At 61.7% G+C, this 23,130-nt stretch carries 15 protein-coding genes and 1 tRNA gene; 11 read left to right on the forward strand and 5 right to left on the reverse strand.

Translation table 11 applies throughout. The features are described from left to right. The first annotated feature begins 155 nt into the window (after positions 1-155). Positions 156-2,687, forward strand: coding sequence for a methyl-accepting chemotaxis protein (locus N2A41_RS01920; protein ID WP_260110102.1), 2,532 nt, complete (start codon positions 156-158; stop codon positions 2,685-2,687). 274 nt (positions 2,688-2,961) lie between these two features. Then, positions 2,962-4,809 (forward strand): methyl-accepting chemotaxis protein, encoded by a 1,848-nt coding sequence (locus N2A41_RS01925; RefSeq protein WP_260110103.1) that lies wholly within the window; start codon positions 2,962-2,964, stop codon positions 4,807-4,809. Here N2A41_RS01925 and N2A41_RS01930 read toward each other — a convergent pair. Further along, complete coding sequence (locus N2A41_RS01930) at positions 4,782-5,018, reverse strand: hypothetical protein (protein ID WP_260110104.1); 237 nt, start codon at positions 5,016-5,018, stop codon at positions 4,782-4,784. The two genes, N2A41_RS01925 and N2A41_RS01930, sit on opposite strands and share 28 nt — an antisense overlap. Positions 5,019-5,108: 90 nt before the next feature. Here N2A41_RS01930 and N2A41_RS01935 point away from each other — a divergent pair, with 90 nt between their 5' ends. Next, positions 5,109-5,978, forward strand: a complete 870-nt coding sequence (locus N2A41_RS01935) for a LysR family transcriptional regulator (RefSeq protein WP_162117798.1) — start codon at positions 5,109-5,111, stop codon at positions 5,976-5,978. A 140-nt stretch (positions 5,979-6,118) separates the two neighbouring features. On the opposite strand, the gene N2A41_RS01940 is transcribed toward N2A41_RS01935, so the two are convergent. After that, positions 6,119-6,355, reverse strand: a complete 237-nt coding sequence (locus N2A41_RS01940; protein ID WP_003545603.1) for an SMc00767 family acetate metabolism repressor — start codon at positions 6,353-6,355, stop codon at positions 6,119-6,121. Between the two features lie 21 nt (positions 6,356-6,376). Further along, positions 6,377-7,666, reverse strand: a complete 1,290-nt coding sequence (aceA, locus tag N2A41_RS01945; RefSeq protein WP_260110105.1) for an isocitrate lyase — start codon at positions 7,664-7,666, stop codon at positions 6,377-6,379. Between the two features lie 190 nt (positions 7,667-7,856). Here aceA and N2A41_RS01950 point away from each other — a divergent pair, with 190 nt between their 5' ends. The 5 genes from N2A41_RS01950 (at position 7,857) to N2A41_RS01970 (ending at position 13,483) form a co-directional block, all read left to right on the forward strand. Next, the gene (locus N2A41_RS01950; RefSeq protein WP_017967092.1) at positions 7,857-9,266 is read left to right on the forward strand and encodes a helix-turn-helix domain-containing protein; all 1,410 of its coding nucleotides are present in this window, start codon (positions 7,857-7,859) and stop codon (positions 9,264-9,266) included. A gap of 126 nt (positions 9,267-9,392) precedes the next feature. Beyond that, positions 9,393-10,490 carry a polyamine ABC transporter substrate-binding protein gene (locus N2A41_RS01955; protein WP_017967093.1) on the forward strand — a complete coding sequence of 366 codons (1,098 nt, stop codon included), beginning with the start codon at positions 9,393-9,395 and terminating at the stop codon, positions 10,488-10,490. 112 nt (positions 10,491-10,602) lie between these two features. After that, positions 10,603-11,745 (forward strand): ABC transporter ATP-binding protein, encoded by a 1,143-nt coding sequence (locus N2A41_RS01960; RefSeq protein WP_260110106.1) that lies wholly within the window; start codon positions 10,603-10,605, stop codon positions 11,743-11,745. Between the two features lie 4 nt (positions 11,746-11,749). After that, a complete protein-coding gene (locus N2A41_RS01965; RefSeq protein WP_017967095.1) occupies positions 11,750-12,661 on the forward strand; it encodes an ABC transporter permease subunit in 912 nt (303 codons plus the stop codon). Positions 12,662-12,664: 3 nt separating this feature from the next. Further along, positions 12,665-13,483, forward strand: a complete 819-nt coding sequence (locus tag N2A41_RS01970; protein WP_260110107.1) for an ABC transporter permease — start codon at positions 12,665-12,667, stop codon at positions 13,481-13,483. 76 nt (positions 13,484-13,559) lie between these two features. Here N2A41_RS01970 and N2A41_RS01975 read toward each other — a convergent pair whose 3' ends face one another. Next, the gene (locus N2A41_RS01975) at positions 13,560-15,452 is read right to left on the reverse strand and encodes an AsmA family protein (RefSeq protein WP_260110108.1); all 1,893 of its coding nucleotides are present in this window, start codon (positions 15,450-15,452) and stop codon (positions 13,560-13,562) included. A gap of 275 nt (positions 15,453-15,727) precedes the next feature. On the opposite strand from N2A41_RS01975, the gene N2A41_RS01980 reads away from it, so the two are divergent. Beyond that, positions 15,728-17,680 carry an acetoacetate--CoA ligase gene (locus N2A41_RS01980; protein WP_260110109.1) on the forward strand — a complete coding sequence of 651 codons (1,953 nt, stop codon included), beginning with the start codon at positions 15,728-15,730 and terminating at the stop codon, positions 17,678-17,680. A gap of 221 nt (positions 17,681-17,901) precedes the next feature. On the opposite strand, the gene N2A41_RS01985 is transcribed toward N2A41_RS01980, so the two are convergent. Next, complete coding sequence (locus N2A41_RS01985; RefSeq protein WP_260110111.1) at positions 17,902-21,759, reverse strand: ATP-binding protein; 3,858 nt, start codon at positions 21,757-21,759, stop codon at positions 17,902-17,904. Between the two features lie 214 nt (positions 21,760-21,973). On the opposite strand from N2A41_RS01985, the gene N2A41_RS01990 reads away from it, so the two are divergent. Both N2A41_RS01990 and N2A41_RS01995 read left to right on the forward strand, forming a co-directional pair. Then, complete coding sequence (locus tag N2A41_RS01990; RefSeq protein ID WP_164576245.1) at positions 21,974-22,423, forward strand: phasin; 450 nt, start codon at positions 21,974-21,976, stop codon at positions 22,421-22,423. Between the two features lie 132 nt (positions 22,424-22,555). Beyond that, a tRNA-His gene (locus tag N2A41_RS01995) sits at positions 22,556-22,632 on the forward strand. Positions 22,633-23,130 lie beyond the last annotated feature (498 nt).

The raw sequence follows: 23,130 nt of genomic DNA on the forward strand, positions 1-23,130 counted from the left end.
ATTTGGGCATCTCCAAGTTGTTTGGACATGAACTGGCAATGACTGCCGCCTGGCCTCCGGGTTCCCAATGTAAAATAAGAATAGCTCGATGTGCACCCGGCTGGCGCCATGTGGCTGCCTGCGGGAGGAGTGGTGTATGAAAGGCCCGGAACGCCATGTTGATTGACAAGATTCTTTCCCGCTTCAGGATCAAGACAAAGGTTTTGATCTTCGTTCTGCCTTTCGTCGTCACCATTTCGGCTGTGGGTCTGACGGGCCTCTACGCTTCGGGACTTCTGCAGGGCCGCATGGAAATATCCAACAGCGTGCTGCAATCGCTGAGCGGCTTCAAGGATCTCTATGGTTCGATGGACGATTTCCTGCGCGTCACCAGTCCTGAGGCGCGCGACAAGCTGATCGCGGATCTGAAGACCCAGCAAGGCGTGCTCGACCAGACGCTGAACCAGGTTGGTGACGAGGCCGCCGGCCGCGACAGCCTTGCGGAGGCCTCGCGCCGCACCAAAGAGATTTCGGGCGTCGTCGACAAGCTCTGGGCGCTGCACGAGCAGGAGCAAGCATTGCATGAGCAGATCGACGCGGCGCAAAAAAGCGTGATCAGCACCCGCTTCACCGTGTCCTACCAGGCCGAGGAATTGCAGAGCACCGTCCAGAGTGACGAGAGTGCCGCCACCAGCACCCTTCGCACCGCCGACCGCCTGCTGAAGGGCGGCGATTTCCTCGGCACCGTCGCCAGCGGCTTCAGCAAGCCGCAGACACCGCAGGACAAGATCGCCTTCATCAACGAACAAATGCCGGAGATCATCAAATCGCAGCGGCTGATCGCCATCTCGGTTCCAAGCAATCAGAAGAATGTCATCGAGGCACTGGCTGCGACCATCGACGGCATCAAGGCGATCGTGCAGACACCCAATCCGACCGATGAAACCGCCACGGAACTCGGCCGTCTCGTTTCGCGCTTCCGCCAGACCTCGACCTATACACAGCTGACCGCCACGCAGAAAATGCGTGACGCGACCCAGGAATTCGCCGCGCTCGACGGCCGGATCGCCCAGGCCAACTCGGTCCTGCAGGATACGAGGCGCCTCGAAAATTCCGTCTATTCGCTGCAGATCGTTCTTTCCGACTTTCTCGCCGACTCCAGCAAGGAAAATCTCGTTCGCCTGCAGCAGCAGGCCGGCACGCTCAGCAAGGACATGCAGGTGCTGGTCACCAGCGCCAAGGGCATGGGCTTTGCCGAAGGCATATCAGGTGCGATCCAGCCGGCGCTCGACGTCATCTCCGGTGGCGGTTCGAAGATCGTCGACACGATCGGTGAGCGCGTCACGGCCTATGCCGCGGCCCGCCAGGAGCTCGACCAGATCTGGAAAAAGCTGACCGATTTCGCCGAACTGCAGAAGCAGACGGCCGGCACCGAGCGCACCCAGGCAAACAGCATCTCAGTCATGACCACCGGTCTCGGCATCCTGCTGTCGATCTTGGGCGGCATTGCCCTGGTGCTGACGCTGCAGCGCCCGATCAGCCATATCACCGCCGCCATGCGCCGCATCGCCGAAGGAGCGCTGGATACCAGCATCTCCGGCGAGCAGCGCCACGATGAAATCGGCGACATGGCCCGCGCGCTCGGCATCTTCAAGGAAAATGCCATCTCGAAGATCCGTATCGAGGAGCAGAGCGACGAGGAACGCGCCGCCGCCGAACATGAGCGCCTGCGCAACGACGCCGAAAAGCGCGAGATGGATCGTCAGATCGAATTCGCGGTCAACGCGCTCGCCGCCGGCCTCGAACGCATGTCGCAGGGCGATATCTCGACGACGATCGAAACGCCCTTCATCGGCCGTCTCGAACAGCTGCGCCAGGATTTCAACGGTTCGATGATGCGCCTGCAGGCGACGATGAGCCAGATCCGCGACAATGTCGAACTGATCCAGGGCAACGGCAACCAGATGGCCCAGTCGGCCGAGGACCTCTCCAAGCGCACCGAACAGCAGGCTGCATCGCTCGAAGAGACCGCGGCTGCCGTCGATGAAATCACCGTGACGGTCCGTTCGTCGGCCGAACGCGCCAAGGATGCCGACCAGATCGTCCGCCAGGCCAAGCGCAGCGCCGACGATTCCGCCGTCGTCGTCAGCAATGCGATCGACGCAATGGGTCGCATCGAGGATGCCTCGCGCCAGATCGAGCAGATCATCGGCGTCATCGACGAGATCGCCTTCCAGACCAATCTCCTGGCGCTCAACGCCGGCATCGAGGCGGCGCGCGCCGGTGAAGCCGGCAAGGGCTTCGCGGTGGTCGCGATGGAAGTCCGCGAACTGGCCCAGCGCTCCGCAGCCGCGGCGCAGGAGATCAAGGGGCTGATCAACAAGTCGACCAACGAGGTCAATTCCGGCTCACAATTCGTGCAGGAGACCGGCACGGTGCTCGCCAAGATCAGCGCCCAGATCGTCACGATCAGCCAGCATGTCGAGATGATCGCCCGCGCCAGCCACGACCAGTCCAACGCGCTGCAGAGCGTCAATGCGACGGTCAACCAGATGGACCAGATGACGCAGCAGAACGCCGCCATGGTGGAGGAGACGACTGCCGCCAGCCGCGAACTAGCCGACGAGGCCGGTTCGCTGCGCCGCCTCATCCAGCAGTTCAAGATCGACGGCGAGGCCGCCGCGGCGCCGACCTACCGCGCCGCCTGATCGTCGATCGATCCGTCTTCATGCGAATGGCCCCGGAGTTTCCGGGGCCGTTTCCACTTATTCTGCAAAATAGTACCTCGATCAAAATAGTACCTCGATTAAGAGGGTTTGAACGATGGAAGAATAGGTCGAATGACGCAGCCTATCACGCCGGGATCATCGGGAAACGCTCGCAAACGAGGCGATGAATATCTCCGACAGCCAAGATTTACGGAGAATCTTCCTTAATGCTTTTAATCTAATTTAACCTTGGTCTATCTCCCCGGGGGTCTCGATGCTACGCCTTTTCTCTACGTCGATCGTACGCCAGATCGTTGCGATCACGCTGTTTCTGCTGGCCATCAGCACGGCCGCCATCGTCGGCGTGACCTACTACAATCTGAGCCGTCAGGTCATGGACGGGGCTGTCTCCGACGCCCGGGATGCCACTCGCGCCATGGCCGTCCTCTACGGTGCTGCCGATCAGGTTGCAAAGATCGAATTGAAGGACAATCAGCTTTCGACTGTCACGGAAGACGCCATCCCGGCCCTTCCCGACCATTCCCTGGTCGATCGCACTGCGCAATCGATCGCCGGCGTTGCGACCATCTTCCAGAAGCAGGGCAGCGACTACGTCCGCATCTCCACAAACGTCAAGAAGGAAAACGGCGACCGCGCCGTCGGCACCAAGCTGGTCGCCGATCATCCGGCCCAGCCGGTTCTCGCCAGGGGCGAGGCCTACTACGGTCCGGCGGAGCTTTTCGGCCGCAAGTTCATGACTGGTTATTTCCCCATCAAGAATGCGTCGAACGCCAATGTCGGCATTCTCTTCATCGGCATTCCGATGGAGCTCTATTACCAGCGCGTGAATGAGCTGCAGATGCTGGTTCTCGGCGTTGGCTTCATCGTCATGCTCATCGTCGGTGTTCTCGCCTTCTATGCGATCCGCCTGTCGGTGAAGCCTTTGCAGGCGCTGACCGCGAGGGTCCACTCGATTTCCGCGGGCGATCTCGAAGGAGCGATTCCCTGTATCGAAAAGAAGAACGAGTTCGGCGATATCGGCCGTGCTCTGGCGCTTTTCCGCGATGGCGCCCGCGCAAGGCGCGGTCTGGAAACGCAGGCTGGCGAACAGCGCGCCTTGAGCGATGCCGAACGCGCCAGGAACGACGCCGACAAGCGTTCGCTCGACGGCCAGATCGACTTTGCCGTCAACCAGCTTGCCGCCGGTCTCGGGCGCCTGTCGCAGGGCGACGTCTCGCAAACGATCGGCACGCCCTTCGTCGGCCGGCTTGAGCAGCTGCGCGTCGATTTCAACGCTTCTCTCTTGCGGCTCCAGGACACGCTGTCCGGTATCCGCGACAGTGCCTCGACGATCCAGCGCAACAGCGGCGCCGTCTCCGCCTCTGCCGGCGAGCTTTCGAAACGCACCGAGGCGCAGGCGGCCAACCTCGAGGAGACCGCGGTCGCGGTGGAAGAGATCACCGTGACGGTTCGTTCCTCCGCCGAGCGTGCCCGTGAAGCCAACAATGTCGTGGCTACGACCAAGAAAACGGCCGACAGTTCCGGCGCCGTCGTCGGCGATGCCGTCGCCGCCATGGATCGCATCGAGCAGGCCTCGCAGCGCATCGAGCAGATCATCGAGGTGATCGACGACATCGCCTTCCAGACCAATCTTCTGGCGCTGAATGCCGGCATCGAGGCGGCGCGGGCCGGCGAGGCGGGCAAGGGTTTTGCCGTCGTCGCCCAGGAGGTCCGCGAACTCGCCCAGCGTTCGGCCGATGCGGCGCGCGAGATCAAGTCGCTGATCGAGACATCGAGCCGGGAGGTGACGGCAGGTTCCGAACTGGTCCAGAAGACCGGCAGCGTCCTTGCCTCGATCAGCCAGGAGATCATCGCGATCAGCGTCCATGTCGAGACCATCGCCACCGCCAGCCGTGATCAGTCGGCCGCGCTCCAGGAGGTCAACGGTTCCGTGAACGCCATGGACCAGATGACCCAGAAGAACGCATCGATGGTTGCCGAGACGACCCAGGCAAGCCGCCTGCTTGCCGGCGAAGCCGATACGCTGATGGCGCTGATCGAGCGGTTCCGCATCGTCGCAGAATCGACACCGGCTCATCTCGGAGCAAGAAGAGTCGCCTGAACTGCGCAGCCGCAGCGGCTGCGGGATTGCGCAGTGGCCCTGCGGCGCCTTCCGAGGTTGAGGTCGAGCGACGTCAGCCGTGCGGCAAAGTCAATAAGGCTATTGTTTCCGAATTCGGCATAAAATCGGTCCTCTTCCGCCTTGCCACCGCTTCGTTGGGGATAGTGCCGATAGCCGATGGTGACTGCGATGGTGAGCATGTCGATCATGACAATGTCCTTTCCTATGTCAGACATCACCTGATTTAGGCATCGAATTTCTCTTTATAAACGGGGAAAATCCCGCTATGTTTTTCATCCATGAAAAATGCGAGTTGGGATTCCTATCAGCTTTTCCTGCAGGTCGCCCGGCTCGGCGGTTTGACGGGGGCAAGCACCGCAAGCGGGCTCAGCCCGGCGACCGTCGGCCGGCGCATGCTCGATCTCGAGCAGGAGATCGGCCGCGCCTTGTTTTCGCGCAGCCAGACCGGATACCGTCTGACCCAGGATGGCCAGGCGCTGCTCGATCACCTGCAGGAGATGGAGGCCGCCGCCCGCAAGGTGGCGGCGTGGCGGCAATCCGGTGAGGGCGGCACCACCGTCAGGGTCGCCGCCGGCACCTGGCTCGCCTGGCTGCTGACCGAGAATTTCGCCGCAATCCGCATGCCGGGCGATGCCTTTGCCATTTCGCTGACCATCGGCGAGGCGCGGGCAAGCCTTGCCTATCGCGAGAGCGATATCGGTATTCGCGCCTTCGAGCCCGAGGAGGCAAATCTCGCCGCACGTCAGCTCGGGGAGGTGGCCTACGCCGTCTATATCAGGCGCAACGCCGCCGAGACCGACGAGCGCTGGATTGCAGTCGCCGAGGACGAGGCGATATCGGCCTATCTGCGCTGGCCGCACGCCCATGCCGGGACGGCAATCGTCGCCACCGTCAACCGGCCGCGTTCGCTGCCGGATCTGGTGCGCGCCGGCGCCGGCAAGACCGTGCTTCCCTGTTTCGTCGGCGATCTCCAACCCGAATTGCAGCGGCAGGGCGGCGAGTTGCCGGAACTGCGCCACCGGCAATGGATCGTCATGAATGCCGAGGACCGCCACCGCCCGGAGATCCGCACAGTCGCCGACCGCATGACCAAGCTCATCAAAAGTTATGCCGATCTCTTCGCCGGAAAACGACCGAGTCGCGGCTGAAGCGTGTCGCCCAGAACTGTGCAGCGGCTTTGGCGCCACAACATGCATCAAATCGAGACGTAAATCGCCGCGCCCGATAGGTCGCGCGGCGATTGAAGAAGCGGGCCGACTTCACCGGCCCGCCAACGGTCGCCTTTTCGTCAATGCCGGTTGGTGACGACGACGGGAATCAGCAGGTCGCCCCAGTGGCCGTCGCCGCCATGATGACGGGCCGAGCGCACCAGTTCGACCGAGACACCGGCCTCGACGGCTTTCATGACCGATTGGTTCAGCCGATGCAGGTCGTTGGCGAGCATGCGGATCGTCGTCTGCTGATCCTCGCTCATGCTGCTTGCCTGTTCCTCGGCCCGTTCCCTGACGCGTGTAATTGATGCCATGATCTTCTCCTCCTCTTCGAGTTATTCCGCAGCCGGTTTGAACTGCGCATGTTCGGTCGAACCGTGCATCGCCGTGGTCGAAGACCGGCCGCCGGTGATGGCGAGCGACACGGCGTCGAAATAGCCTGTGCCGACCTCGCGCTGATGTTTGGTCGCGGTATAGCCATTGACCTCGGCGGCGAATTCCGCCTGCTGCAGCTCGGAATAGGCCGACATCTGCCGCTGCCGGTAGCCACGCGCCAGTTCGTACATGCCGTAGTTCAGCTGATGGAAGCCGGCGAGCGTGATGAACTGGAACTTGTAGCCCATTGCGCCGAGTTCGCGCTGGAACCGCGCAATCGTCGCTTCGTCGAGGTTCTTCTTCCAGTTGAAGGAAGGCGAGCAATTATAGGCGAGCAGCTTGCCGGGATGGACCTTGTGTACGCCTTCTGCAAAGCGCCGCGCCTGATCGAGGTCCGGCTTCGAGGTCTCGCACCAGATGAGATCGCAATGAGGCGCATAGGCGACGGCGCGCGCGATGCAGGGCTCGATGCCGCTTCGCACCTGATGGAAACCTTCGACCGTACGGCCGGCATCATAGTCGACGAAGGGCTGGTCGCGCTCGTCGATGTCCGACGTCAAAAGCTTTGCCGCTTCCGCGTCGGTGCGGGCGATGACGAGCGTCGCAACGCCCATGACGTCGGCGGCAAGCCGCGCGGCATCGAGATTGCGGATATGGGCGGCCGTCGGGATCAGCACTTTGCCGCCAAGATGGCCGCATTTCTTCTCCGAAGCGAGTTGGTCCTCGAAGTGGACGCCCGCAGCGCCCGCCTCAATATAGGCCTTCATGATCTCGAAGGCGTTGAGCGGTCCGCCGAAGCCTGCTTCCGCATCGGCAACGATCGGTGCGAACCAGGTCTCGACGGAAAGTCCCTGGGCTTCCGCGGTCTCGATCTGATCTGCGCGCTGCAGCGTGCGGTTGATGCGTTTGGCCAGTTCCGGACCGGCATTGGCCGGATAGAGCGACTGGTCGGGATACATCGCCGACGCCGTATTGGCGTCGGCCGCCACCTGCCAGCCAGAGAGATAGATCGCCTTCAGTCCGGCGCGCACCATCTGCATGGCCTGGTTGCCGGAAAGCGCGCCGAGCGCATTGACGAAATCCTCCTGGTGAATGAGCCGCCACAACCGGTCCGCGCCCATTTCGGCCAGTGTATGGCGGAGCGCCACCGAGCCTCTGAGCCGCTGCACGTCCGCGGCCGAATACGGTCTCTCGATGCCATCGAAGCGGCCTGCTGATGCATTTGGAACAAGCTTGTAGAAATCCGTCATGCTGCTCTCCTCACTAAAAAGCCTGACAAAGGTGCTGCATGACAAGATTGACAATCTGCACCGATATGACCAGGAAAACCTTTGATTTCCTGCTCGGAAAGAGGTTAAGATGACGAAGATTGACAGAGCGGCGCTGTGAATTTGTAAAGTTTTGTAAATACAGCGCTCCCTGCCTGTCAAAGGGTGTGACATGGCGGAACGAAAGATATTCGCAGGCCCGAAAGTCAGGCGCATCCGCAATGCGCTGGCGCTGACGCAGACCGCCATGGCCGAGGCGCTTGAAATATCGCCGTCCTACCTGAACCTGATCGAGCGCAACCAGCGGCCGTTGACGGTGCAGCTCCTTCTCAAGCTTGCAAGCGTCTACAGGGTCGATCTGGAGGAGTTGCGGGGGCAGACCGGCGGCAGTCTCGACCAGCTCAAGGAGATCTTTGCCGATCCGCTGCTGTCGGGCGAGTTGCCGGGAGATCAGGAACTGGTGGAGGTGGCCGAGGCAGCACCCAATGCCGCGAGCGGCATGATCAAACTCTACCGCGCCTATCGCGAGCAGGCGGCAAGGCTGTCCGACCTGACGGCGCTGATGGCCGCCGAAGGGCATGCGCCGATCGCCGCCGGCCGCTTGCCCCTGGACGAGGTACGCGAGACGCTGGAGCGCAGGTCCGGCTATTTCGGACAGATCGAGACGGCGGCGGAAGCTTTTGCCGCAACGCTCCCTGGCGGCCTCGATCTTGCTGCCGGACTGAAGGATTGGCTGCGCTCGGAGCGCGGCATCGCGGTGCGCGTCTTGCCCGTTCATGTGATGCCGGATCTGCGCCGCCGTTTCGATCGCCATTCGATGCGGCTTTTCATCTCGGAGCGCCTGTCGCAGGCCGACCGTGCGCACGAGATTGCGGTCGAGGCCGCGACTCTGGCCCTGTTGCCGGCAATCGATGCCGAGCTCGACGATCTCTCGCTCTCCTCCGCCGAGGCGCGCCGCATCGCCCGCTTCGAGCTTGCCCGCATCGCGGCCTTAGCGCTCGCAATGCCCTATGAAGCCTTTCTCTCGGCGGCCAAAGCAACGCGCTACGATATCGATATTCTGCGTGCGCGCTTCGGCGTCTCCTTCGGCCAGGCGGCTGCGCGTCTTGCCATGCTGCAACGCCCGGGGGCAGCCGCCATCCCCTTCTTCCTGATCGAGATCGATGCTGCGGGCCACCGGTTGCGCAGGGCAGGCGCCCAGGGCTTTCCGCACGCCCGTTTCGGCGGCGGCTGTCCGAAGCTCAATCTCCATGCCGCCTTCCTGCAGCCGGGCCAGATCCTCGCCGAAACGGTGGTCATGCCTGACGGCGCATCCTTCCTGACGGTTTCCCGAACCCTGGAAGGGCCGAGCGTCGAATTCGGCGAAAGGATCAGGCGCACCGCGATCCTGATCGGCTGCGACGCTGCCCTTGGCGAGGGGGTGGTCTACGGGCAGGCGACGGCGCTCGATCCGGTCGCGATCGGTCCGGCCTGTCGCCTTTGCGAGCGGCGCGGCTGCCTTTCCCGGGCCGAGCCGCCGGTGACGAGACCGCTCGGGCTCGACGAGATGGTCGCCGGGCTCAGCGCCTTCGACTTCCAGTGATTGTGAAATCATTGAGGGCGCAGGATTTTGCGCTTGTGGGCTTAGAAATTCCTTCTTAGTCTGCGTCGAAAACCAGAGGGAAAAGATCTCCGAGGGTGCGGAATCTTTGAACAAACAGGAGAAGTCATGAGGTCAACCATCCTAAGCGTGACGGCCGCCGCCGTTACCGCGCTCCTTGCTGCCGTGCCGGCCTTTGCGCAGGAGCGTGTGGTCAACGTCTACAACTGGTCGGATTATATCGACAGTTCCATCCTCGAGGATTTCACCAAGGAAACCGGGATCAAGGTCGTCTACGACACCTTCGATTCCAACGAGACGCTGGAAACCAAGCTCCTGGCCGGCGGTTCGGGCTATGACGTTGTCGTCCCCACGGTATCCTTCATGCAGCGCCAGATCGCCGCCGGCGTCTACCAAAAGCTCGACAAGTCGAAGTTGCCGAACCTGGTCAATATGTGGGACGTCATCATGAAGGGCGTGGCGTCCTTCGACCCCGGCAACGAATACAGCGTCGACTACATGTGGGGCACGACCGGCATCGGCTACAATGTCGACAAGGTCAAGGCCGCCCTCGGCACCGACGAAAAGCCGAATTGGGACGCGTTGTTCGATCCGGCGAAAGCAGCAAAGCTCAAGGATTGCGGCATCTACATGCTGGATTCCCCGACTGATGTCGTGCCCTCGGTGCTCGCCTATCTCGGGCTCAATCCGAACAGCACCGATCCCGCCGATCTCAAGAAGGCGCAGGAAGTCCTCACGGCTGTTCGTCCCTTCGTCCGCAAGTTCCACTCTTCCGAATATATCAGCGCGCTGGCGAACGGCGATATCTGCATCGCGCTCGGTTATTCCGGTGACATGTTCCAGGCCCGCGACCGTGCCGCGGAAGCCAATGCCGGGGTAAAGGTCGACTATTCGGTGCCGTCGCAGGGCGCCCAGATCTTCTTCGACGTCTTTGGCATTCCGAAGGATGCGCCGCATGTCGCCGAAGCCCATGAATTCATCAACTACATGATGAAGCCGGAAGTGATCGCCAAGGCCTCGAACTTCGTCTTCTACGCCAACGGCAACAAGGCGTCGCAGCAGTTCCTCGACAAGGAGGTCCTCGACGATACGGCGATCTACCCGACGCCCGAGGTGATGGCGAAACTCTTCACCGTTCCGCCGCTCGATCCGAAGACCCAGCGGATCGTGACGCGGCTATGGACCACCGTCGTCACCGGCCAATGATCTGATAGTGGCCCGGACGGAAACGTCCGGGCCTTTTTTGACGATCCCGGCCGGGTGAAACCGGGAATAAAAGCCAATAACAAAAGCAAAGAATGCATTTTCGGGGAACAATATGAAGTCTCTAGGCAATATTCGCCGCTCTTTCGCACCTTGGACCGATCCGACCGCCAAGCCCTTCATATCAATCAAGAACGTCACCAAGAATTTCGGCAATTTCACTGCCGTCGATAACCTGTCGCTCGATATTTATCACCGTGAGTTCTTCGCGCTGCTCGGCGCTTCCGGCTGCGGCAAGTCGACGCTTCTGCGCATGCTCGCCGGCTTCGAGCAGCCGACCTCGGGCGAAGTCGTGCTCGACGGCACCGACATGGCCGGCACGCCGCCCTATCGGCGCCCCGTCAACATGATGTTCCAGTCCTATGCGCTTTTCCCGCACATGACGGTCGAGAAGAACATTGCCTTCGGCCTGAGACAGGACGGCATGGCGAAGGACGAGATGACTGACCGCGTCTTGCAGATGCTGAAGCTCGTCAAGCTGGAGCGATTTGCATCCCGCAAGCCGAACCAGCTTTCCGGCGGCCAGCGCCAGCGCGTGGCGCTGGCCCGATCTCTCGCCAAGCGCCCGAAGGTGCTGTTGCTCGACGAACCGCTCGGCGCACTCGACAAGAAGCTGCGCGAGGAAACCCAGTTCGAGCTGATGGACCTGCAGCAGAATCTCGGCCTCACCTTCGTCGTCGTGACCCACGATCAGGAAGAGGCGATGACCATGGCCGACCGTATTGCCGTCATGAGCCACGGCAAGGTCGTGCAGGTGGCGACGCCGGCGGAGATCTACGAGGCGCCGAATTGCCGTTTCGTCGCGGATTTCATCGGCGATGTGAACATCTTCGATGGCAAGGTTGCCTCATCGGGCAACGGCACCGTCGAGATATCAGTCGATAGCGGCTTCAGCGTGCGCATCGCCGCTTCCGAGACACCCTCCGCAGGCGGTGCCGTCGGCTTTGCCATCCGGCCGGAAAAGATGCGGGTCGGGCGCACGCCCCCCGCCAACGCTTCGGTCAACGCTGCCAGGGGCGAACTCTGGGATATCGCCTATCTCGGCGACATGACCGTCTTCCATGTGAAATTGCAGAGCGGCAAGGTCGTCAAGGCCTCCTCCCTCAACGCGCAGCGCTTGGTCGACGACCCCTTCACCTACGATCAGGACGTCTGGGTCTCCTTCGACGAAAATGCCGGCGTTCTGCTGAAGGATTGACATCATGGGCAAGTTTACATCCGGCCTCTACAATCGCCTCGTCATCGTCATCCCTTATGCTTGGCTGCTGCTCTTCTTTCTGGCGCCCTTCTTCATCGTCTTCCGCATTTCGATGTCGGCGACGGCGATCGCCATGCCGCCCTATGAGCCCGTCTTCTCTTTTGCCGACGGCTGGGCTGGCCTATTAAGCAAGCTCGGTGAACTCTCCTTCGACAATTACACCTACCTCACCGACGACCCGCTCTATTTCAACGCCTATGTGTCGAGCGTGGTGATCGCCGCGATCTCCACCTTCCTGACGCTGCTGATCGCCTATCCGATCGCCTACGGCATGGCGCAGGCGCCGCGTGGCCTGCGCCCGACGCTGGTGATGCTGGTGATCCTGCCCTTCTGGACGAGCTTTCTGATCCGCGTCTACGCCTGGATCGCCATCCTGAAGCCAGAGGGACTGTTCAACCAGTTGCTGCTGTCGCTGCACCTCATCGACACGCCGCTGATCATCCTCAACACCAATACCGCCGTCTATATCGGCATCGTCTATTCCTATCTGCCCTTCATGGTGCTGCCGCTTTATTCGGCGCTCGAGAAGATGGACGGCACGCTGATCGAGGCCGCGCAGGATCTCGGCTGCCCGCCGATCACCGCCTTCTGGCGCGTCACCTTCCCGCTGTCGATCCCCGGCGTGGTGGCCGGCTGCATGCTGGTCTTCATCCCGGCCGTCGGCGAATTCGTCATCCCCGACCTGCTCGGCGGGTCGCAGACGCTGATGATCGGCAAGACGCTGTGGAACGAGTTCAATTCCAACCGCGACTGGCCGGTCTCCTCGGCAGTGGCGACCATCCTGTTGCTGATCCTGGTCATTCCGATCGTCTTTTTCCAGAATGTCCAGGCCAAAGCCGAAGAGCGGGGGAAATAAGCCATGCTGAAATGGACCCGCTTCAACATCCTCTCCGTCACCCTCGGCTTCGCCTTCCTCTATCTGCCGATCGTGCTTCTGGTGATTTTCTCCTTCAACGAATCCAAGCTCGTGACCGTTTGGGGCGGCTTCTCGACGAAATGGTATGTCTCGTTGATGAGCAATCAAGCCCTGCTCGACGCTGCCTGGGTAACGCTGCGCGTCGGGCTGTTGTCGGCAACGTTGGCAACCATCCTCGGCACGATGGCGGCGCTGACATTGGTGCGCTACACCCGCTTTCGCGGCCGCATGCTGTTTTCGGGCATGGTCTATGCGCCCCTCGTCATGCCCGAGGTCATCACCGGCCTGTCGCTGCTGCTGCTCTTCGTGGCGATCGGCCTCGACCGCGGCTTCTGGACGATCACGCTTGCGCATACGACGCTGACCATGTGTTTTGTCGCCGCCGTCGTGCAGTCACGCCTGTTGAGCTTCGATCATTCGATCGAGGAGGCGGCCCAGGATCTCGGCGCCCCGCCGGTGCGCACCTTTTTCGAGATCACCCTGCCGATCATCGCGCCCGCCGTCGCCTCCGGCTGGATCCTGGCCTTCACCCTGTCGCTCGACGATCTGGTGATTGCGAGCTTCACGTCGGGGCCTGGCGCCACCACGCTGCCGATGAGGATTTATAGCCAGGTCCGCCTCGGCGTGACGCCTGAGATCAACGCGGTGTGCACGATCCTGATCGGCATCGTCGCAGTCGGCGTCATCTGCGCCTCGATCATCACCAAGCGCCGCGAAACGCAGCGCCAGAGGGACGAACGCGCCGCTGCTGCCGGCGCCTGATCAAAAGTGCGCGGCGGTTTTGCGTGAAAACAAAGGGATAGAGCACTTCCGTGATTCGAAGAAAAACGGAAATGCTCTATTGCGCGTGAGGTGTATTGCCGAACAGCGGCACCGGCGAGATCACCGGGTTCGGCCATGAACCGCCGATGAAGAACGGCAGAAGCGGCAGCTCCGCGGCCTTCGCCGGATCGGTTGCCTCCAGCGATCCGGAAAGCGCCAGCCCGTTCGACTGATAGGTGATGACGCCGGAAAGCGTCAGCGTCTGCGTGGCACCGGCGATATGGGCGTCGTGCATCTCGGCGGTGCCGTTGGCGAAATCGGCCTGAAGGTTCAGCTGGTTGAAGACGAAGGCGCCGCCTGCTGCCGCGCTCAGCGGAAAGAACGGCTTTTCGGCCGCCTGCGTCCGGAGTGCTGCGGCATCGATGCCGGGAATTGTGCCTTCGCCCGTCCAGAAGTGCAGCTTGCCGGTGACGTCGGCAAGGCCGGTCGTCCAGATCGCCTTTGGCGACTGCAGGTCGAGATCGAGCGATCCTGTTGCAAGCGGCAGCGGACCCTTCAGCGCGAGGCGCTCGGCAAGGGCTGCGAAGTCGGCATTGCGAATCGACAGCTGCAGCTTGCCGCCGCCGTCGAAGTCGCGCTGGGTCGCTTCCAGATGCGCGGTCATCTCGCCGCCCTCGAACTGGCTGTCGCCAATATCGAATTTGGCCTCGCCGCCGGCAACGATCATGCTGGCGCCAACGTCGGAAAGCTCGAAGAGCCCCATCTGGGCGCGCCGCGCCGAAAGCCTGACGTCGACATCGAGCGCCTGCAGCGGCCCACCTATGCCGGCGGAGATTTCCTCTGCCTCGCCGGCGGCGAGCCTCAGCGCGAAGGCATCGAGGAAGGGCTTGAGGTTCATCTGGTCGAAGGCGAGCGTGCCGCCGATTTTCGGTCGTTTGCCGGGTTGAGTAAAAAGGTCCATCACCCCGGTGGCACTCGCTTCGTTCAGCGAGAGACTGAGATTGTTAAAGCGCAGCCCATTGCCCGACGACATGATGTCGGATTCCACCGAAGCGCTCTTCAGCGTTGCGATACCGGGGATCGACTTGCCCGACCATGTCAGCAGCGCCGGCACATCGGGAATGCTGGCGGTGATATTGCCGGAAAGGGCCGAAAGGCTGGCGATGCTGGCAATCCCCTGAAAGTGCGCGGTCAAAAGGTTTGATGTCAGCGACGTCCGTGTCTCGGCATTCCTGCCGGCAAAGGCGAGCAGCGGCTGGCGCGAGGCGAAATCGACCTTCAGATCCTCGCCGTTGATACGGGCGATGACGACCGCCGAGATCGCGCCGGAAAGTCTCGGCCAGGCGATATCTGCGGTGACGCTGCCGAAATGATAGGCCTTGGCGGTCTTGACGTCGGTGACCACAAGCGTGCCGTCCTCGACGGTCACTGCGCCGATCTCGGCATCGAGATCAGGATTGAGCACCTCTGCGCCGTTTTCGTAGCCTACGCCACTGATCGCGCGTGCAAGCAGTCCGGCATAACTCCAGTCGATCAGGCCTTTCTCGTCGCGTGTCAGCGCCAGATTGGGGCGTACCAAATGGAATTCGTGGAAGCTCGTCCGGCCTCGCAACGCATCGATGAGGCTGAAATCGGCCGACAGGCTTTCAATGCTGCCGAGCAGCTTATCGCCATTTTCACGCGGCTGGCGGATGGTGATCTGGTTCAGTGTAATGCGCGGTGTCGGCCAGAATTCGAGAACCGGACTACCCTTGATCTCTGCATGGTAGCCCGTCCATTTCGACAGCGCGTCCTCTATGCCGGAGCGCACGAAGCCGGTCGAAATGAGATAGGGCGCGGCAACCCTGAGCGCCACGAAAAGCGCGAGCGCGATCAGCAGGATTACCGTCGACAGGCGGGCGAAGGCCGGAAGCCAGCGCGAAACGGGTCCGATCTTCCTGCGCCACCTGCGATGTCTTGACGTGCTCATGATCTCCGCCGGCAAATTCAGCCGGTCATCCCGTTATGCGCTGATTTCGCCGGATATAGGAAATATCGGGCATATGCAAATCCCTACAGCGCCGCGCGTCTTTTCAGACGCGTAAAGGACGCTGTAGCACTTTCAATTAAATAGTTGGAGCATGATGTCGTCCGAAAGCCGCTCACACTTTTCGGCATCATGCTCCAGGCGTCGGATCGCGTCGCTTCCACGCTTTATAATGCAATGCAGCATGATATAAGGACGGCATTGGGGAGGAGGATTGAATGCAGGATAACAAACCACTTTGGGTGCCCTCGCAGGATGCCATTGCAAAAAGCCCGATCCATGCCTTCATGGAGCGCTGCAATGCCGATTTCGGGCTTTCTCTTTCGGGCTTTGAGGATCTGCATGCATGGTCGGTGGCCGAGCGGGAGAACTTCTGGTCGACCATCTGGGATTTTTGCGGCGTGCAGGGAGAGCGTGGCGCAAAGGTGCTTGCCAATGGTGACCGCATGTTGGACGCGCGCTTCTTTCCTGATGCGACGCTGAACTTTGCCGAAAACCTGCTGTCTGGCCGCGGTGAGGGTGATGCGATCATCTTCCGCGGCGAGGACAAGGCCGAGGACCGCTGGTCGTGGGATCGGCTCCGCGCGCTGGTCTCGAAGCTGCAGCAGGCTTTCGCAGCGCTCGGCATCGGCAAGGGCGACCGCGTCGCCGCGATGATGCCGAACATGCCGGAGACCGTCGCCGCCATGCTCGCCGCCGCCTCGATCGGCGCCATCTGGTCGTCGTGTTCGCCTGATTTCGGCGAGCAGGGTGTGCTCGACCGCTTCGGCCAGATTGAGCCAAGGCTCTTCATCGCCTGCGACGCCTATTGGTATTCCGGCAAGCTGCAGGATGTCGGCGCCAAGGTCGCGACGGTCGCAAAAAGCTTAGATGTCCCGACGATCATCGTCCATTACGCCGGCGATGCCGAGGCGGTGGCGCTCAAGACACCGGGGGCTTTAACGCTCGACGCCTTTGTCGCGCCTTACGAGGCAAGGGAGGTCGAGTTCACACGGCTCGGTTTTTCGCACCCGCTTTACATCCTGTTTTCATCGGGCACCACGGGCGTGCCGAAATGCATCGTGCATTCGGCCGGCGGCACGCTGCTGCAGCACCTCAAGGAGCAGCGGCTGCATTGCGGCCTGCAGGCTGGCGAGAAGCTGTTTTACTTCACCACCTGCGGCTGGATGATGTGGAATTGGCTGGTCAGCGGCCTTGCCAGCGGCGCGACGCTCTGCCTGTTCGACGGCTCGCCCTTCGCCCCCAATGGCAATGTGCTGTTCGACTATGCCGAGTCTGAAAAATTCGCCATCTTCGGCACCTCGGCGAAATATATCGACGCGGTGCGCAAGAGCGGGCTGACGCCGCGCGCGAGCCACGATCTCTCTAGCCTCCGGCTGATGACCTCCACCGGTTCGCCGCTATCGCCGGAAGGATTCACCTTCGTCTACGACGGCATCAAGGAGGACGTCCAGCTCGCCTCGATATCGGGCGGCACCGATATCGTCTCCTGCTTCGTGCTCGGCAATCCGCTGCAGCCGGTCTGGCGCGGCGAGATCCAGGGGGCCGGCCTCGGCCTTGCCGTCGACGTCTGGAACGATGATGGCAAGCCGGTGCGCGGGGAGAAGGGCGAACTCGTCTGCACCAAGGCCTTCCCGTCGATGCCGGTGATGTTCTGGAACGATCCCGATGGCGCCAAATATCGCGCCGCCTATTTCGACCGGTTCGACAATGTCTGGTGCCACGGCGATTTCGCCGAATGGACGGAGCATGGCGGCCTGATCATCCATGGCCGTTCGGATGCGACGCTCAACCCCGGCGGCGTGCGCATCGGCACAGCCGAGATCTACAATCAGGTAGAGCAGATGGAGGAGGTGGCCGAGGCGCTGTGCATCGGCCAGGAGTGGGACGACGACGTGCGTGTCATCCTCTTCGTTCGCCTTGCCCCGGGTGTGACGCTGACGGAGGATCTTGTCAAGGCGATCAAGACGCGTGTCCGCACCGGCGCCTCGCCGCGGCACGTGCCGGCGAAGATCATCGCAGTTGCCGACATTCCCCGCACCAAATCCGGCAAGATCGTCGAGCTTGCAGTGCGGGAGGTCGTTCACGGCCGGCCGGTGAAGAACCAGGAAGCGCTTGCCAATCCTGAGGCGCTGCGGCTCTTCGCTGGGCTAAGCGAACTGAAGGATTGACTGCGATCGGAAACTACAAGCTTCCACCCTCTATCAATCTCCTGTCATGGAAACCTTTCGTTAAGAAAGGTTTGTCAAATGTGAAGCTAACTTGGGGGCCGCACATGAACGAGGCGGCCTGGGGCTTTCCGGCCTTCGAAACATGACGTTGATCGACTGAGCTCTTGTTGAACAGCACTAAATTCTAGGCAGCCTCTGGCTGCCTTTTCTTTGCGCTCCGATCAGCCGGCCAGCACCCGCTGCGACGGGAAGGTGATCTCGACGAGCGTGCCCTCGTTCGGCGTCGAACTGATCGAGAACGTTGCCCGGTTGGCATCCACCATCGCCTTGGTCAGCGGCAGGCCGAGCCCGGTGCCGTCGCCGCGATGGCGCGATTGGGTCGAGGAGACCTGCCGGAACGGCTTCATCGCCTGGTCGAGTTCGCTGCGCGTCATGCCGATGCCGGTATCACGGACCCTGAGGACGACGCTGCCATTGGCCTCATAGGAAGTGGAAACGACGATCTGCCCGCCTGATGGGGTGAAACGGATGGCGTTCGACAGGATGTTCAGGGCGATCTGCTTGATCGAGCGTAGATCGGCCACCACTTCGGGGACCGCCTGCGACAGCGCCGTGCGGATGATGACGCGCTGGCCATTCGCCTGCGGCTGTATCAGTGCCACTGCCTCGGAGACCGCTTCGTTGAGACCGACGGCATCAAAATCGAGATCCATCTCGCCCGCTTCGATCTTCGAAATGTCGAGCAGGTCGTTGACGATGTCGAGCACGTGCCGGCCGGAGCGGCCGATGTCGTTGGCATATTCGATATAACGCGGATGGCCGATCGGGCCGAAGCGCTCGCCCGCCATCATGTCGGAAAAGCCGATGATGGCGTTGAGCGGTGTGCGGATCTCATGGCTGACACGGGCGAGGAAATCGGTCTTGTGAGCGTTGGCGGTTTCGGCCGCACCCTTGGCGTTGCGCAGTTCGTCCTCGGTGCGCTTCCACTGGGTGATGTCGCGGATGACGGCGCAATAGCCATTGGAGGAGGTGAGCTGGCCCATCGTCATGAACAGCGGCACGAAACCGCCGGCGGCCTCGCGGCCGATCACTTCGCGTCCGTCGTTTAACACACTTGCCACGCCATGGCCGGAGAGGCCGTTCAGATAGTCCATGACCGCCTTCTGGCTCTCATGGGCAAACAGCATGACGAAGGGTTTGCCGCGCGTCTCCTGCTCGTCGTAATTGAAAAGCGCGCTGGCCGAGCGGTTCATCGAGCGGATGTCGCCCTCCGTGCCGATGACGACGACGCCGTCGGTCGCCGTTTCCAGGATGGAGCGCAATTCTTCCACTTCGACCTGAAGTTTGGCGACCTTCTCGATCATCCGCTCGGGGCGACCTTCGGAATGGCCCTCGGAACGGCTTACTTCGCCGCGCGTGTCTTCCTTGCCTTCCACCGGCATCAGCGCCAGCATGAGGGCGTTGGCATCTTCCCAGCGCACCGATTGCAGCCGCGCGGTCACCGGCGCCAACGTATCATCGGCCTTAACGAGCATCATGGTGCCGGAGCCTGCGGCATTTTCCTCGAGTTCGCGGCGTTGCAGCAGGGCTTCGATGCCGCCCACCTCGCGCAATGCCTCGAGCGAATTGTAGCCGGTCAGCCGCATGAATTCCGGATTGGCGTGGAGCAGTGCATCGCCGATATGGATCAGCACGGCAACAGGCAGCTGGTCGACCGTTCCGACCGACAGCCCGTCCGTCATCTTGACGCGGGGTGGGATGAAGCTTGTGAGAACCTCGATCTGGCTGACCGTCTCCTCCAGCCCTTCCGTCGCCTCGTCCTCGGCGATGACAGCCGGTTCTTCGGTGGCGCCGTCGTCTTCGCGCTGCGCCTCGACGGCATTCTCGAAGATCGCCTCCTGTGGCGCGATTTCCTCGATCGACGGTATTTCCGTCTTGTCGGCGGTGGGCGTTTCGGCCTCGAACTCTTCGGATCCGGAGGCCTCGTCGAAGCCCGCCGTTTCCGTGGCGGCGGGTTCCGCCGGCGCCGCGGCGCTGGGTTCCATCGATGCTGCGGCGGCAGGCTCTTCCTTGCGGGTACCGAAGGCTTCCAGACGTTTGGCGATCTCGCGGAAATTGGCCTGTTCGGCAGCCGTCAGTCCGGCGCCGCTGTTGTGGAGCTGAACGATCTTGTCGGAGAAACGGCGATTGGGCGTTTCCGAAATCCGAAGCGCCGGCGGCTCTTGCGAAAGTTCTGCTACCGGCTCGGCGGCGGAAACGCCGCCGGCATCGGCGCTGCCTTCCGTTTTTTCTGCAGCACTTTCCGGGGCAGGTGTCTCGATAGTCGCCTGCTCGGTAGAAATCTCTTCCGGCGTTGGCTCCGTCTGCAGCTCGCTTGTTGCAAGCGCCTGATCCTCGACCTCTTGCGTCAACGCAGGTTCGATCAGGGGCTCTTCAAGCGCTGTCTCCGCTTCGTGTGCCACCTCGGCAATGGTCTCGGCGGGCGGGCCGAGGCTCGCTGCCTCATGGCCGATGCCGTCCGGGCCGAGTGTCAGGCCGAGTGCCAGCGGATCTTCCTGCGTATCGGAAAGCCGGACGACGCCGAAGCCGCGGAAACCATCGAAGTCGCGGTTGCGGGTATAGGTCGGCAGCGCCGCCAGATCGACCGGAACGACGAGGCTGGTGCCTTCGACCGGCCAGAAGATCGTCTTGCCCGACCATGTGTCGCGGCGGGCGAGCGCTTCGGAAATCTTGCCGTCAGGATCGAGATTGAAGAGGGCGGCGACGTCGCCGAAGGCAGAGCCGATAATGTCGGACGCATGCGGGCCGACGGCCTGGGCAAATTCGTGACTGACCTCATTGAACCGGCCTTCCGCATCGATCTTCCAGACGAAGCGCGTGGCGCGGCTGTTCGGCCTGAAGACGAAGCCGGGCTCAGCCGCAAGCTCAACGGCAGGGCGCGCGTCGGGGACAGGCGCTGCGATGACGGTTTCTTCGTGGACCGCTTCCGGCGTGCCGTCGATAGGCGTTTCGCTGGTTTCGACAGGCGCTTCCGCCGTCGCCGCCGTTTCCACCGTCTCGGCAATGGAGGCCAAGTCGTCCTCGATGACCGCGGCGGGCTCATCGGCCTCATCCGCGCCACCGTCGATCACGCCGCCGTCGCTCTCGGGCTCCGCATGCCCGGCAGGAGGCGTCGCTTCCACCGCCTCGTCAGCGGATGCCGCCGCAGTCTCCGTCGGCGGTTCGCTTTCGCCGGCGATCTCCTCCAGCGTCTCCTCGACCTCTTCGATCCCCGAAACGGCGTCGATGATCTCGGTGAAGCCTGTGGTGGCGAGAGGCTCGTCCTGAAGCGCTTCGGCAGGTGACGCGCTTTCTTCCTGTGCGGGCGCATCGACCGTGTCGAGCGCGGGCGTATCGACCGTGTCAAGATGACCGATCGCGGCCTCCACAGCAAAGAGCAGATTGAGGGCCGGATCGTCGCTGAGCTTGCCGACCGCGGCCGGAAGATTGCCTCTGGCGGTGGCGACGGGACGCTTCACCAACCGGTCGGGATGTGCGCCGGCAAGGTTGATCAAGGTCTTTGCCGTCTGCTCGGAGATCCCGAGCGAGGCAAAGCCCGGCGAAGCCGCGATGACCTCGCCATTGGCGCCGATCACTGCCATATGCGTATCGGGATCATCAAGTCCCTGCAGCATCTGGGCCGCCGATGCGCCTGACGCGAGCGGCTTTGCCGAGACTGGCACCGAAAACAGGATGGCCTTTTCGCCCTGGGAAAGGCGGATCAGTTCGGCAGCCGCCTGTGCCTGTGCACGCTGAAAGCCCTTGGCAACGCGGATCATCAGGCTGCGGCTGTCGCCGATATCGGTGAGCTGGCGCGCCGCCGTTTCCAGCTGGCGAAAGGTGATGTCGGCGCGGTCGACGCCCTGATCGAGCAGATCATAGACCGCCGAATGGCCGAAAAGCTCGGCACCTGCACCATTCGCCCAGAGCAGGCGGGCGAGATCGGCCGAAAACAGCACCATGGCCTCGCCGCGTGAAAAGCGTTCCCGCACCCGTGCATGCACGGCGATGTCGATGAACGGATATTGGACTGCGGGCATGTTCGAACCTTGTCGCTGTCGGCCTTCTTAAATTAACGGCTTATTAATAACTGCGGGGCGCATGCCGGTCCAGCAGAGGAGGGGGTTTTCGGCCGGAAAGGTTAACGTCTTGTGCGTTGCACAATAATTGTTGCAATGCACAATGAATTGTCTTATATAAGCATCATCCCAACTACCGCAGGCAGCGACTGCCTCAGCCCAAAGGATGCGACCCATGGCTACCATAAAGACCGATGACGTTTTTTCAATCGCTTCTTTCGACCCGTCGAAGTTCACGGAATCCTTCCGTGAATTCGCCGAAAAGGGCGCCCAGCAGTCGAAGGACGCCTATGCTAAGCTGAAGACCGCAGGCGAGGAAGCCGGCAAGACGCTCGAAGCCACCGTCCAGACGGCACAGGCCGGCACAGTCGAGATCGGCCTGAAGGCGATCGACGCTCTGCGTGTCAACGCCGAGAGCTCGATCTCGCACCTGGAAGCACTGCTCGGCGTCAAGTCTCCTGCCGAATTTTTCGAACTGCAGACCTCGTTCCTGCGCAAGCAGGCCGAGCTGGCTGTCGAACAGGCGAAGTCGATGCAGGAAACCACCAAGCAGGTTGCCGAAAAGCTCGCAAAGCCTACCAAGGACGCCGCCGAAAAGGCCATGGCCTCCTTCAAGGTTGCCTGATCGGTCTTTATCGACCAGAAACAAAAAGGCTGGACCTCGCGTCCGGCCTTTTTGTATGATTGACGAGGAATGGGGCTTGAATTCGTCGCCAAGTCCTCGTATGTGACCCCCATCGCGCCAAGCGCGATTTATGCGGTTGTAGCTCAGTTGGTTAGAGCGCAGGTTTGTGGCACCTGAGGTCGGAGGTTCGAGACCCCCCAACCGTACCATCTCCCCACACGTCAACTCCCTATCAGGCGAATCGTTTTAGCCAATGCCCATTTCGACCAAAATTATCGGTATAGACGCTTAACTGTCTGACGATCCTGCATCGATGTGGCAGTGTTTGCCAAAAGCGCGAACTTTCACGTGTGGAATAGCCTACGAAGTGTGCCCATGACCAATCCCATGGCGCGGCGCCCTGAAGAGCACCTACATTTTTTTGCCACAGAAAGTCGAACATTTGTCCGTATGCGCCATACTGCTGTGTGAGCTGCGTGTGCGGCACGCAGCAGCAGCAAGGTCCGCAATGCGACAACTCGCCACTCGATACGGAACGATCCGCCCAGGCGGAGACATCGCTCGGCGGGCGCCAAAACATCCGGACCTTGCTTTCCCGATCTCACCGAGCGTGGAAACTTATTAAATTTCAGCAGATGGCTGTAACGCCAATTTAAGTGCCGTCATGCCAGCAATTGCGGAGGTTCGGACAGGCTGAGCACAGGATC

Origin of the sequence: Rhizobium sp. SRDI969, from assembly GCF_025152725.1 — a bacterium.
GTDB classification, from domain to species: domain Bacteria; phylum Pseudomonadota; class Alphaproteobacteria; order Rhizobiales; family Rhizobiaceae; genus Rhizobium; species Rhizobium leguminosarum_I.